This is a genomic window from Rhodopseudomonas palustris BisB18 (assembly GCF_000013745.1).
Taxonomy (GTDB): Bacteria; Pseudomonadota; Alphaproteobacteria; order Rhizobiales; family Xanthobacteraceae; genus Rhodopseudomonas_A; species Rhodopseudomonas_A palustris_F.
The window spans coordinates 2,317,852-2,330,122 of the sequence record NC_007925.1; the positions used below are offsets into that span (position 1 = coordinate 2,317,852).

General features: G+C 66.1%; 12 protein-coding genes. 7 read left to right on the forward strand and 5 right to left on the reverse strand.

Annotation, left to right across the window (positions count from 1 at the left end; translation table 11 throughout):
* Positions 1-128 precede the first annotated feature (128 nt).
* On the forward strand, positions 129-722 hold the full coding sequence (locus tag RPC_RS10585) for a GNAT family N-acetyltransferase (protein WP_011472571.1): 594 nt from the start codon (positions 129-131) through the stop codon (positions 720-722).
* Positions 723-857: 135 nt separating this feature from the next.
* Positions 858-1,142, forward strand: a complete 285-nt coding sequence (locus RPC_RS10590; protein WP_011472572.1) for a hypothetical protein — start codon at positions 858-860, stop codon at positions 1,140-1,142.
* Between the two features lie 164 nt (positions 1,143-1,306).
* Here the strand turns inward: RPC_RS10590 and RPC_RS10595 are convergent, their stop codons facing one another.
* Entirely contained in the window at positions 1,307-1,870 is a 564-nt protein-coding gene (locus RPC_RS10595) for a TetR/AcrR family transcriptional regulator (RefSeq protein WP_011472573.1), read from the reverse strand.
* Between the two features lie 118 nt (positions 1,871-1,988).
* On the opposite strand from RPC_RS10595, the gene RPC_RS10600 reads away from it, so the two are divergent.
* Positions 1,989-3,296: an MFS transporter gene (locus tag RPC_RS10600; protein WP_011472574.1), complete on the forward strand. Its 1,308-nt coding sequence runs from the start codon at positions 1,989-1,991 to the stop codon at positions 3,294-3,296.
* On the opposite strand, the gene RPC_RS10605 is transcribed toward RPC_RS10600, so the two are convergent.
* A complete protein-coding gene (locus RPC_RS10605; RefSeq protein ID WP_011472575.1) occupies positions 3,205-4,047 on the reverse strand; it encodes an AAA family ATPase in 843 nt (280 codons plus the stop codon). The two genes, RPC_RS10600 and RPC_RS10605, sit on opposite strands and share 92 nt — an antisense overlap.
* A 116-nt stretch (positions 4,048-4,163) precedes the next feature.
* Positions 4,164-6,050, reverse strand: a complete 1,887-nt coding sequence (locus tag RPC_RS10610; RefSeq protein WP_049766088.1) for a diguanylate cyclase — start codon at positions 6,048-6,050, stop codon at positions 4,164-4,166.
* 215 nt (positions 6,051-6,265) lie between these two features.
* Here RPC_RS10610 and RPC_RS10615 point away from each other — a divergent pair, with 215 nt between their 5' ends.
* The 3 genes from RPC_RS10615 (at position 6,266) to sseA (ending at position 9,190) form a co-directional block, all read left to right on the forward strand.
* Positions 6,266-7,441, forward strand: a complete 1,176-nt coding sequence (locus tag RPC_RS10615; RefSeq protein ID WP_011472577.1) for a vWA domain-containing protein — start codon at positions 6,266-6,268, stop codon at positions 7,439-7,441.
* Between the two features lie 193 nt (positions 7,442-7,634).
* On the forward strand, positions 7,635-8,060 hold the full coding sequence (locus tag RPC_RS10620; RefSeq protein WP_011472578.1) for a rhodanese-like domain-containing protein: 426 nt from the start codon (positions 7,635-7,637) through the stop codon (positions 8,058-8,060).
* Positions 8,061-8,332: 272 nt separating this feature from the next.
* Positions 8,333-9,190, forward strand: a complete 858-nt coding sequence (gene sseA, locus RPC_RS10625; RefSeq protein WP_011472580.1) for a 3-mercaptopyruvate sulfurtransferase — start codon at positions 8,333-8,335, stop codon at positions 9,188-9,190.
* A 7-nt stretch (positions 9,191-9,197) separates the two neighbouring features.
* Here the strand turns inward: sseA and RPC_RS25045 are convergent, their stop codons facing one another.
* Positions 9,198-10,025, reverse strand: coding sequence for a hypothetical protein (locus RPC_RS25045; RefSeq protein ID WP_011472581.1), 828 nt, complete (start codon positions 10,023-10,025; stop codon positions 9,198-9,200).
* A 328-nt stretch (positions 10,026-10,353) separates the two neighbouring features.
* Here RPC_RS25045 and RPC_RS10635 point away from each other — a divergent pair, with 328 nt between their 5' ends.
* Positions 10,354-11,580: a L,D-transpeptidase gene (locus tag RPC_RS10635; RefSeq protein WP_011472582.1), complete on the forward strand. Its 1,227-nt coding sequence runs from the start codon at positions 10,354-10,356 to the stop codon at positions 11,578-11,580.
* A 326-nt stretch (positions 11,581-11,906) separates the two neighbouring features.
* Here RPC_RS10635 and RPC_RS10640 read toward each other — a convergent pair whose 3' ends face one another.
* Positions 11,907-12,113, reverse strand: a complete 207-nt coding sequence (locus RPC_RS10640; protein ID WP_011472583.1) for a hypothetical protein — start codon at positions 12,111-12,113, stop codon at positions 11,907-11,909.
* Between the last annotated feature and the right edge of the window lie 158 nt (positions 12,114-12,271).

The following is a 12,271-nucleotide window of genomic DNA, read 5'->3' on the forward strand; positions in this document are numbered from 1 at the left end:
TACGCCGGGCCGCGGCACACGCGGATCACATTCCTTGCATTGCCGCGTCGTCGCTCGGCGCAAACGGTTGCATCGCGGCGGCGCGGCTTGCAAAGCTGGCGCGCCCGAACATCCTTGGAGGACTCCCGATGCCTTGGCTGCAACCGATCACGCTCAGCGGCCCGCACGCCACGCTGGAGCCCTTGGCGCCCGCGCATCGCGACGGGCTGATCACGGCGGTTCAGGACGGCGAGTTGTGGAAGCTGTGGTACACGTTGATTCCCGCGCCGGAGGCGATGGAGGCCGAGATCGCCCGCCGGCTGGCGCTGCACAGCACTGGCGCGATGCTGCCCTTCACCGTCAAGGACGGCCAGGGCGCGATCGCCGGCATGACCAGCTATATGCACGTCGACGCTGCCAATCGCCGGGTCGAGATCGGCTCGACCTGGTACGCCAGGCGGGTGCAACGCAGCGGCGTCAACACCCAATGCAAACTCTTGCTGCTCGCCCATGCTTTCGAGGCAATGGGTTGCATCGCGGTCGAGTTTCGTACGCATTTCTTCAACCACGCGTCGCGACGCGGGATCGAACGACTTGGTGCCAAGCAGGACGGTATCCTGCGCAGTCATCAGCTCGCGCCCAACGGGACGCTGCGTGACACCGTGGTCTACAGCATCGTCGCCGCCGAATGGCCGACGGTGAAGGCGCACCTCGACTTTCAACTCAATGGCCGGTTGCGCTAGGCGAACAACGTACCGGTCGGCGTCGCGATCAAAACTGGAAGTTTTCTGGGATTTGGTGGTCGTTCCCGCACCCCGCCAGGGTTCCGATTTGACATACATCATTTCGTTTTCAAGCCGACCGGGCAAAGTGGGGTCATGCCGTTTTATCGATTTCACATTTGCGATCCGATCAACCGCGTCGATGGCCCGGGCCACGACGGGGCCGCGCTCGACGATGACATCGATGCGACGCTGTTCGCCGCTGGCGTGATCCGACGTCTGGTGCAGCAGCATCCGGACGCCTCGAAGAACTGGTCGGTCGAGATCGTCCGCGACGAACGCACCGTCGGCGTGCTGCCGTTCGAGAAGGGCTGCCAGGTGATGGTGCGGCCGCAGTGGAACTTCGAACCGTTGTTCGATCTCGGCGAAGAGCTGCGCTAGGCGCACACCCCACGCGCCGCAAGCTGGGTGCAAAAAGTCATCCGATACTTGTCAATGAGCTGCGGTGGCGCGCCGCGAAAGCGAAGCTGTGACACCAGGTAGCTCGGGATCGCTTGGTCGCAAGAGACTCCTTGCAATGATGTCGCGTCGCGTCGACGGCCCGCTCAGCGTCCTTGCGGCAGCGAGTGAAGACGCGCGAGCAAAGCGTGGCAATAGTCCGGCGTGATCTCGCGATCATCGTAGAGGATATGATAGAGGATCGGTGCCACCACGTGGTCGATCAGCTCATCGACCGCGAACGGCTGTTCGCCGCGCGCCTTCGCCCGTGCCGCGATGATGGTGAGATGATTCTGGATGAAGCCGGCGCATTGCAGCGGGAAGCTCTCCGCGGATGCGAACACGTCGCGCAGCAAAGCGCGGCCGACCGGCGATGACATCTCTTCGGCGTATTGGTCGACGAAGGCCTGCAGGTCGGTTTCGACTGCCCCGGTGTCCTCCGGATCGGCGATCGGCCGTAACCGCTCCACCGCGACGTCGGCGAGCAGGGCGCCGAGATCGCCCCAGCGCCGATAGATCGTCGACGGCGTGACCCCGGCCTCGGCGGCGATCTGCGGCACCGTGAGCTCGTCGCGCGGCGTCGTCGTGCTGAGGTCTTTCACGGCCTGATGCACGGCGGCCTGGATCCGCGCGCTACGCCCGCCGACCCGGATCTGTTCCCTGACCGCCATGATGAATGCCTTGCAACGGGGCTATGCGCCCAAGGACGACGATTTTAACGCAAAACATTTGCGTTAAGCCTCCTTTGCCCCTAGTCTAAGACAATCATTTAGCTTTAAGGAGGCCGTGATGCAAGCCAGCCCGCAGATCTGCGCCGCGCCGGTGCCGGCATGTCCACCCGCCCGCCATCGGCTGCCGCCCGCCGCCATGACCGCGTTCAGTTTCCTCGCTGCCGTTCTGGTGACGGCGAGCAGCACCGCGGCGACGCCGTTGTACCCGCTCTATCAGCAGTCGATGCAGCTTTCGCCGCTGGTCGTCACCGTGGTGTTCGCGGTCTATGCCTTCAGCCTGCTCGCGGCGTTGCTCACCGTCGGCGGCTTGTCCGACTATGTCGGCCGGCGGCCGGTGATCTTCGGGGCGTTGCTGTTGAACGCCGCGGCGATGATCTTGTTCGCCGGCGCGGAAAATGTCGGGCAGTTGATCCTGGCGCGCGCGGTATCGGGACTCTGCGTCGGCACCGCGATGACGGCGCTGGGCGCGGCAATCCTCGACACCAATCGGACGCAGGGGCCGTTGCTCAACAGCGTGACGGCCTTTATCGGCATGATGATCGGCGCGCTCGGCACCGCCGCGCTGATCAGTCTGGCGCCGGATCCGCTGCATCTGGTCTATAATGTGCTGCTCGGCTGCTCCGCGCTGATGATCGGGCTGTTGTGGCTGATGCCGGAAAGCGCCAGCCGCAAGCCCGGCGCGCTGGCCTCGTTGCGACCGCAGGTCAGTGTGCCCCGGCAATCGCGGGCGGTGCTGCTGCGGATCATGCCGGCCGGCGTGGCGACCTGGGCGCTCGGCGGATTCCATCTGTCGCTGATGCCGACGGTGGTGGCGACGACGATGGGCACCAGTTCGCCCTGGATCGGCGGCAGCGTCGTCGCGACGCTGATGCTGACCGCGGCGATCTCGGTCGGGCTATTGCGGTTTGTGCCGGCGGAGCGGCTGATGGCGATCGGCACCAGCACGCTGGCGCTCGGCGTCGCGATCTCGCTGTTCGGCATTCAGCAGCACAGTGTAGCTGAATTGTTCGCCGGCACCGTGGTGGCCGGGGTCGGCTTCGGCTCGAGTTTTTCCGCAACCTTGCGCGCATTGCTGCCGACCGCCGAATTGCACCAGCGCGCTGGCCTGCTGGCGGCGTTCTACGTGCAGTCCTACCTGTCGTTCAGCCTGCCGGCGATCGCCGCGGGGCTCGGCGTGCCGTGGCTCGGGCTTGCCACCGTTGCCTACATCTATGGCGGGGTGATCATCGCGCTTGCGGTGATCGCGCTGATCGCGTCGCTTTGGGCGGCGAGGGTTAAACCTCGCGCCGGCTCAGAAACGCCAGCCGCTCGAACAGATGCACGTCCTGCTCGTTCTTCAACAGCGCGCCGTGCAGCGGCGGAATGAGCTTGCGCGGGTCGCGTTCGCGCAACGTCTCCGGCGTCATGTCCTCGTTCAATAATAGCTTCAGCCAGTCGAGCAATTCCGAGGTCGATGGCTTCTTCTTCAACCCCGGCACCTCCCGGACCTCGAAGAAGATCCGCATCGCCTCGGCGACCAGCCGCGGCTTGATGCCGGGGAAGTGCACCTCGACGATCTGGTTCATGGTGTCGATGTCGGGAAACTTGATGTAGTGGAAGAAGCAGCGACGCAGGAACGCGTCCGGCAGTTCCTTCTCGTTGTTCGAGGTGATCATCACGATCGGACGCTTCGCCGCCTTGATGGTTTCGCCGGTCTCGTAAACGTGGAATTCCATGCGGTCGAGTTCGAGCAACAGGTCGTTGGGAAATTCGATGTCGGCCTTGTCGATCTCGTCGATCAACAGCACCGGGCGCTGCGGATGGGTGAAGGCCTCCCACAATTTGCCGCGCTTGATGTAGTTGGAGATGTCGGAGACCCGGGCGTCGCCGAGCTGGCTGTCGCGCAGCCGCGACACCGCGTCGTACTCATACAAGCCCTGCTGCGCCTTGGTGGTCGACTTGATGTGCCAGGTCAACAGCGGCGCGCCGAGCGCTTTCGCGACTTCCTCGGCCAGTACCGTCTTGCCGGTGCCGGGTTCGCCTTTCACCAGCAGCGGGCGTTCCAAGACGATCGCGGCGTTGACGGCGATCTTGAGGTCATCGGTCGCGACGTAGTCCTTGGTGCCGGTGAATTTCATCCGTGGTCTGCCCTGTGGTTTTTCATGGCGTGTGCGGTGAACCACACTAGTTGAAAAACCGCCGAGGTCCAGGGCAGGCGGGCATCGACGGGGCAGCTTCCCATCGCCACGGCGGTTCATCCCGCGGAGATCAGCCGATTGAGCGGCACGACTCCGCTCTCATCGTCGGGTAGCGACGAACTGGCGACGCTGCGATTGCGGCCGCCTCGTTTCGCCGCGTACATCGCCAGATCGGCGGCGCGCACCAGGTCCTCTTCGCTGGCGGTGGCCTTGGTCTTGCTGGCGATGCCGATGCTCACCGTGACCGTGGTGGCGGCGCCGTTTGGATGTGCAATCGCCAGGGCCGCGATGGTGAGGCGGACCGCTTCGGCTATACGAATCGCGTGCGGTTCGGCGACGCCGGGCAGGATGATGGCGAACTCCTCGCCGCCGTAGCGCGCCGCGAGCCCGGGCGCCGGCGCGGCCTCCGCCAACACCTTGGCGATGCGCGTGAGACAAGCGTCGCCGGCCTGGTGGCCAAACCTATCATTGAAGCGCTTGAAGTGGTCGACGTCGATCAACAGCAGCGAGAGCTGATCCTGTGCCGCAAAGTGCAGCCGCAGGAAGTCGTCCATGCTGCGCCGGTTGGCGAGCTCGGTGAGGCCGTCCGTGGTGGCCAGTTCCGCGAGCCGGAAATTCAACGCCTTGAGTTCGTCTTCCATCTTGTGGCGCTCGGTGACGTCGCGCAGCACCGCCACCACCTCATGGCCGTCCGGGTCGCCGGAGGCGGCGAGCTTGAAATTGACTTCCACCCAGGCCTGCGCGCGGTCGCCGCGCACAATGCGAAACAACGCGGTGCGGGTTTCCGTGGCATCGGTCAACCGTGCTGCGGCACGCCGCACCGATCGGATGTCGGCCGGCAGAATGAAGTCGAAGCAGCATCGTCCGAGCGGTCGCCGGGGCTCGATACCGAGCACCGCTTGCGACGACGGCGACACGTAGAGAAACTTGGCGTCGCGGTCGAGCAGCATCACCACGTCGGCGATGTTGTCGGCGAGCAGCCGGTAGCGGGTCTCGCGCTCGCGCAACGCGCGCTCGATCGAGAGCCGCAGCCGGAATTGCGAGGTGAGCAAGGCCGCCAGCAGCACGACGCAGCACAACAGCAGCGCCGCGACGGCGATATCGGAGCGCAGTCCGTCGCGCCAACCCTGCAGGATATCGTCGTCGTGCTGCGACACCGCGACGACGATCGGGTAGCGCGGCGCGTGCGCATAGCCGTAGTGGCGCCACCCGCCGTCGCGGGCCACGACTTTGCGCGTTCCGGTGAACGGCGCCGGCAACGGTTGCGGCGCCAGATCGTGGCGCGACGCGGTCGCGGACAGCGCCGGCTTCGACTGCATCAGCACCACGCCGTCGGCGCGCAGAATGCTGACGCTGCCGCGCTTGCCGAGCTGAAAGCTCTGGTACAGCGCACTGAAATGCTCGGTGTTGATGATCGCCACCACGACACCGGCGAAGCTGCCGTCGGCGTGGGACAATCGCTTCGACAGCCCGACGCCGGATTGACCGGCGAGCCGCAGCGCGAAGATGTGCAGCGCACGGTCGGCGCGATCGCGGTGATAAGCAAGGTCGGACGCCAGCGCGTCGCCCGGAAGAACCGGGTCGGCGAGCGAGGAGGTGCCGGTTTTGCCGTCGGCATCGAGGATGGCGATGGCGTGGATCTGCGGCAGCCGCTCGACGATCTCGCTCAGACGGCGCCTGCTGCGCTCCGAATCCGCAGCCTGCAGCGGTCGCGTGTCGGCGATGTTGCTCATCGCGACGTCGACCGACTGGATCGCGTGCGAGGCCTGTTCGGCCAGCGAATGCGCCAGGTTCTCGTTCGCGGCGGAACGCTGGGCGAGTTCGCTTTGCCGCGCCGTCGCGGCCTTCCACGCCACCAATCCGATCACGGCGCCGCTCATCGCCGCAACGAACAGCGCGATCACGATGGCGGCGGACACGGGGCGGCTGAGCAGTCGGGCCATTCGGGGGGTGTGTTGGGGCATTCGGAAAGCGCTCGGAGGCAGACGGGAGCACAGCTTAGCGCCGGTTTACTTTACCGAGGGCTAAGAGCCGGGCGCCGCTGCGCCGCCGCCGTCGCCGCGTCGAGACGAGCGCTGCGGGCGCCGGCTTTGCTGTTGCAGGGCTTTCGTCGGTCACGGCCCTTGACGCACGCGGGCGGTCAGGCAATCTGTCAACCATGTTCCTGCAATTTTTCACATCGCTGCGCGACGCGCAGGTCCCGGTGACGCTGCGCGAGTACCTCACGCTGATGGAGGCGCTCGACGCCGACCTCGCCGGGCAGAGCGTGGAGAATTTCTACTATCTGTCGCGCGCCACCTTGGTGAAGGACGAGCGCAATCTCGACAAGTTCGACCGGGTGTTCGGCACCGTGTTCAAGGGGCTGGAGAACCTGCTGGACGCCATGGAGAAGGCGGAGATTCCCGCCGAATGGCTGAAGAAGCTGGCGGAGAAATATCTCACCGAAGACGAGAAGAAACAGATCGAGGCGTTGGGCTGGGACAAGCTGATGGAGACCCTTCGCGAGCGCCTGAAGGAACAGAAGGAACGCCACCAAGGCGGCAACAAATGGATCGGCACCGCCGGGACCTCGCCGTTCGGCGCCGAGGGCTACAATCCGGAAGGCGTGCGGATCGGCCAGGACAAGAGCCGCCATCAGCGCGCGGTCAAGGTGTGGGACAAGCGCGAGTTCAAGGATCTCGACGGCAATGTCGAGCTCGGCATCCGCAACATCAAGGTGGCGCTGCGCCGTCTGCGCAAATTCGCCCGCACCGGCGCGCCCGACGAACTCGATCTCGACACCACCATCAAGCAGACCGCCAACCACGGCTATCTCGACGTGCATATGCGCCCGGAGCGGCGCAACGCCGTCAAGGTGCTGGTGTTCTTCGACATCGGCGGCTCGATGGATTCCCACGTCTCGCAGGTCGAGGAATTGTTCTCGGCGGCGAAGGCCGAATTCAAGCACATGGAATATTTCTACTTCCACAATTGCCTCTACGAAGGCGTCTGGAAAGAGAACCGCCGCCGCTTCACCGACCGCACGCCCACCTGGGACGTGCTGCACAAATATCCGCACGACTACAAGGTGGTGTTCGTCGGCGACGCCGCGATGTCGAGTTATGAGCTGATGATGCCGGGCGGTTCGGTCGAGCACATCAACGAGGAGCCCGGCGCGCTCTGGCTGGAGCGCGTCACCCGCACCTATCCGCATGCGGTGTGGCTCAATCCGGTGGCGCAGCGGCATTGGGACTATTCGGAATCCACCAAGCAGATCCGTCGGCTGTTCTCCGAGCGGATGTATCCCTTGACGCTGGAGGGCTTGGAGGCCGCGATGAAGGAATTGGTGCGGTGAGGTGGAGTTCTGTGCCCCGGACGCAGCGCAGCGCGCCGCTGTTGCGGCGTGGTGCGCTGCAGATCCGGGGCCGTCACGGATCGCAGTCGGGTCATGTCGAATAGCTCATCATCCGTAACGGTCTCGGCTCTGCGGAGCAGCGCTACGCGCTGCACCGCGTCCGGGACACGGGACCGAAAATGGTAGGATCTAAATGCCCCAGCACATCACCCGCGGCATCAAGGCGCTGCTCGAAGAAGCCAACGCGCAGATCGAAACGCTGAGCGCTCAGCAGGCGATCGCGGCCTATCAGGTCGGCGCCGACAACGACGTGGTGATCGTCGACATCCGCGATCCGCGCGAGATCGAGCGCGAGGGGCGGATTCCCGGCGCCTTTGCCTGCACTCGCGGCATGCTGGAGTTCTGGATCGATCCGGACAGCCCCTATGCCAAGCCGGTGTTTCAGGGCGACAAGAAGTTCGTGTTCTACTGCGCCGGCGGGATGCGTTCGGCGCTGGCGGCGAAGACCGCGCAGGACATGGGTCTGCATCCGGTGGCGCATATCGAAGGCGGCTTTGCGGCCTGGCGCGACGCCGGCGGCGCGGTGGAAAAGGTCGAGCCGCGCAAGGCGAAGGCGTGAGGGCATCGGAGAAAGCCTGCGCCGTCATCCTGAGGCGCCCGAGCGTAGCGAGGGCCTCGAAGGATGCGGCTGCGGTCCGTGGCGGCTCCGACCTCGCAACCCATCCTTCGAGACACCCGGCTTCGCTCTTCGAGCTTCGCCGGATTCCTCAGGATGACGCCGTCTTCGTCGACAAGCGCGAAGCTGCCACGCGTCGTCTCGACGCCGCGCACATGCCCTGGACAACGCCCTCGATTCCGGCTCACTAAGTGCACCCAACACGGACCTATCCCATGACATCGACTCACGATCCGCTGGTCTCGCCGCAATGGCTCGCCGACCACATCGCCGATCCGAAACTTCGCCTGATCGACGCCTCCTACAAGATGCCGGCGGCGCGGCCGCCGAGTGCGCGCGAGGATTATCTGGCGCGGCATCTCCCGGGCGCGGCGTTCTATGACGTCGACGCCGTCGCCGATCCGGGCAATTCGCTGCCGCATATGGTGCCGTCGCCGGAGCAATTCGCTCGCTATGTCGGCGCGCTCGGGGTCGGCGCCGACAGCCAGGTGGTGGTGTACGACTCCGGCAGCTATCTCGGTGCGCCGCGCGCCTGGTGGAGCTTCAAGCTGTACGGCTTCGACAATGTGCGGGTGCTGGAAGGCGGGCTGAAGGCCTGGGTCGCGGACGGCCACGCCACCGAGATCGGCGAGGTCGTGCCGCGCGCGCAAGACTTTGCGCCGCGGTTCGATGCCGCGCGGTTGCGGCGGATCGATCAGATGGTCGGCAATCTGACATCGAAAGCCGAGCAGGTGGTCGATGCGCGTTCGCGCGAGCGCTACCAGGGCGCGGTGGTCGAGCCTTGGCCGGGCCGCCGTCCGGGCCGGATTCCCGGCAGCCTCAACGTGCCGTTCACCGATCTGCTCAATCCCGACGGCACGATGAAATCGCCCGGCGCGTTGCGCGAGGTGTTTGCCGCTGCCGGTGTCGATCTCGAGCAGCCGATCGTCACCAGCTGCGGCTCCGGCGTCACCGCGGCGGTGATCACGCTGGCGCTTACGCGGCTCGGCGTCGATCGTACCGCGCTGTATGACGGCTCATGGGCGGAATGGGGCCTGCCGGACGGGCCGCCGGTGGCGACCGGCGTAAGCTGATCGGCGGCTAATTTCCGAACGGCGAGGGAATCGCCGGCGCGGCTGCGGCTCGGCGCGGGCTCCGCGCCCGGCCGACGACGCGGCGCTTCGCCGGTTTGCGCGCCTGCGCGCGCTTCTTTTTCTTCTTGACGGCGACCTTCGGCGGCGCGGCGAGCTCGGTCGCTGAAACCGTCTGCGGCAGCGCCGCGATCCTGGCCTCGTCGAGGCTTGGGCGGTCGACCAGCGTGTCGGCCGGCGGCTCGGCGACACTGGCATCGCGCGGGGCGGGCGGTGTCGGCTCCGCGGGCGTAATGAATTGGGCCGGTGCCGCCGCAGCGGTCGGTGCCGCCGCAGCGGTCGTCGGCGGATCGGCGAGCGCGGCAACAACGTTGGCGGCTTCGCCGTTGTCCTGTTCCGAGGGCACCGCCTCGGTGTTCACGGCTTCAGTGGCAGCCGTCGGGTCGCTGACCGTCGAAACCGGAGCGGCGGATGCGCCGGCTTGCGGGCTTGCCGCTGGCGGCGCCGAGGCGGGGTCGTCGGCCGCGTCGGCGGAGGACGCGACCGGCTGTGGCACCACCGGCTCGGTTGCCGCCGGCTGCGCGGCGGCGGCCGCTGCCGTCAGGCCGACCTGCTGCTGCAGCGAACGATCCGGCACAGCATCGACCCGCAACATGGTCAACATCGGCGGCGGCGCCTGTTGGCTCCGGGCGACGAGCGACGAGGGCAAGCGGAGGGTCGGCGTGGACACGAATTGTTCGTGCGACGCGCGCAGCAACGCCGCCGCGCCGAGGCCGAAAACCAGCAGCGATATCGACAACATCACCGCCGCGAACAAAAAACGGAATCCGGGGAGCATTCGTCTTGTTCCGCCTTCGCCGCGGCGAAGAGCTTCGAGCAATCGGGAACGCGGTGACAACACAACACAGCCGAATCGCAGCGGACGGCGCCGCGAATCAGCGTGAATCAGAATAGCGTAAGGGCCGGCGCGACTCGCAGAAAAAACCGCTGCGCTGCGGATCACCGTTGCCCGCACAACACGATCGGCGAAGATCGATCACAAATCTCTCAAGTTCCGGAGAATATGCTCGATTTCGGCGGCAATGCGGGGTTTTGTCTTGAATGTGCCGTGATCGTCCGCCATCCCCGTTAATGATCCGGTGTGGCTTGAGGTTTATACAAAAGTAATGACGATCAAACGCATTTTGACGATTCTCGCGACCGTGGCGGCGAGCGCTGCGGCGATGCCGCTCGCCATCGCGCAGAGCAATCTTCCTGCGGACGGTTCGTATACGCGGCCGCCTGGGGCCTATACGCCGGAATATCGGCGCGGCTCCGACGCGACGCCGGATTTCGACGCCTTCGACGAGGAAGACGGCGGCCGCGGACCAGGTTCGGTGGCGCTACCCGCGCCGGGGCCGGTGCTGTCGCCCGATGATCCGCGCTATGGCCGCCCCGCCGGCGCGCCGGTGTATTCCGATCGCGGTGCGCCGTCGCAGAGCCAGGTGCCGCTCGGTCCGGTGTTGTCGCCCGACGATCCGCGCTACGGCCGTCCGGCCGGTCCGCCGCCGGTGATCTATTCCGATCGTCCCGCCGGCACCCAGCCGACTTATTCGGATCGCGGCAATGACTCCGGCCGCGGCCCCGGAGCCGGCTTCATCTATCCGGGCGATGACACCCGTCCGGTCCGCCCGCCGGAAGGCGTGGGCGCACCGTCGCAGGCTGGTGCTGCGCCAAATGGCGCGGTCGGCAATGACGGGCGGCCGGTGACGCTGTCGGCGTTGCCGCCGGAAGAACAGCCGGAGGCCGACACCAATTTCGAGTTGCCGCCGAATCTGCGTCGCCAGGAAGTCGCTTTCCCGACCAAGGAGCCGCCGGGCACGCTGGTGGTCGATACCCCGAACACCCACCTTTATTACGTGCTGGGCGGCGGTCGGGCGATCCGTTATGGCGTCCGTGTCGGCCGTGACGGTTTCACCTGGAACGGCGTGCAAAAGGTTTCCCGCAAGGCTGAATGGCCGGATTGGCATCCGCCGACCGAGATGATCGAGCGCCAACCCTATCTGCCGCGCTTCATGGCCGGCGGTCCGGGCAATCCGATGGGCGCGCGGGCGATGTATCTCGGCTCCACCGTGTACCGCATCCACGGCACCAACCAGCCCTCGACGATCGGCAAGTTCGTGTCGTCGGGCTGCATCGGCATGCTCAACGACGACGTTTCCGACCTGTTCGATCGCGTCAAGGTCGGCACCCGCGTGGTGGTGTTGCCGGCCGGTCCGCGGCCGGCGGTCGCCACCACCACCGCGCAGGCGCAGCCGATCGGTGGCCCGGGCGCCGCGGTGCAGGTCTCGCCGGTCCCCGGCACCGCGCCAACCGTGGTCCCGCCGCTGCCGGCGCCGGTGACGGTGCGCTGATTGCACTCACCTCAAGACTTCCAGGCTTTCTGACGTTTAGGCCAAAATGACGAGCGCCTCTGCTCCCCTCCCCCTTGCGGGGAGGGGGCGGGGTGGGGGTCAACAAGCACCGATTCCGATCGCTTCATGGTGCGCGTGACCCTATTGCACCGGGCTCGTTCGACTTGAACGAGCGCTGGCTCTCGCTCTACCCCCACCCCCACCCCCAACCCCTCCCCGCAAGGGGGAGGGGGAGCGCGCTGCCGCAGTGGGGCGCGTGAGTGATTCAGCCGGACAGGTTGCTCGAAGAACGGTGAGTGCAATAAAACGTCGGGTGCGGCGCGCGCTCAGTCCGAATGTGAATTCCGCCGGCGGCCGTGCTTGGCTTCCCAGGCGGGTCCCGGTCCACGCATGTAATGCAGTTCCGGCCGATACGGGCTGAACGCCGCGACGAAGAATTGCCGCCAGAATTCGCGGATTTCCTCGAACGGCCGCGCCGGCGGCTCGAGGGCCTGCTGCGGAGAGGGTGACGACGTCGTGCTGACGTGGGCCATGGCATATGCCGTTGTTGGGTGCCCCGCCTCGATCGCCAGTGCTCGCAGGGCTTGCAGCAAGTGTTTGCCGAACTGATTAAAAACTGGTTCGAATTGCCGCGATCGGACCTTATCGGACCGCCATCCTTAATGAAATCTGAACGCGGCGTTCACTCGGG

Coding starts and splice junctions, on each gene's coding strand:
- RPC_RS10585 (WP_011472571.1), top strand. CDS start 129: ATGCCTTGGCTGCAACCGATCACGCTCAGCGGCCCGCACGCCACGCTG.
- RPC_RS10590 (WP_011472572.1), top strand. CDS start 858: ATGCCGTTTTATCGATTTCACATTTGCGATCCGATCAACCGCGTCGAT.
- RPC_RS10595 (WP_011472573.1), bottom strand. CDS start 1,870: ATGGCGGTCAGGGAACAGATCCGGGTCGGCGGGCGTAGCGCGCGGATC.
- RPC_RS10600 (WP_011472574.1), top strand. CDS start 1,989: ATGCAAGCCAGCCCGCAGATCTGCGCCGCGCCGGTGCCGGCATGTCCA.
- RPC_RS10605 (WP_011472575.1), bottom strand. CDS start 4,047: ATGAAATTCACCGGCACCAAGGACTACGTCGCGACCGATGACCTCAAG.
- RPC_RS10610 (WP_049766088.1), bottom strand. CDS start 6,050: ATGGCCCGACTGCTCAGCCGCCCCGTGTCCGCCGCCATCGTGATCGCG.
- RPC_RS10615 (WP_011472577.1), top strand. CDS start 6,266: ATGTTCCTGCAATTTTTCACATCGCTGCGCGACGCGCAGGTCCCGGTG.
- RPC_RS10620 (WP_011472578.1), top strand. CDS start 7,635: ATGCCCCAGCACATCACCCGCGGCATCAAGGCGCTGCTCGAAGAAGCC.
- sseA (WP_011472580.1), top strand. CDS start 8,333: ATGACATCGACTCACGATCCGCTGGTCTCGCCGCAATGGCTCGCCGAC.
- RPC_RS25045 (WP_011472581.1), bottom strand. CDS start 10,025: ATGCTCCCCGGATTCCGTTTTTTGTTCGCGGCGGTGATGTTGTCGATA.
- RPC_RS10635 (WP_011472582.1), top strand. CDS start 10,354: ATGACGATCAAACGCATTTTGACGATTCTCGCGACCGTGGCGGCGAGC.
- RPC_RS10640 (WP_011472583.1), bottom strand. CDS start 12,113: ATGGCCCACGTCAGCACGACGTCGTCACCCTCTCCGCAGCAGGCCCTC.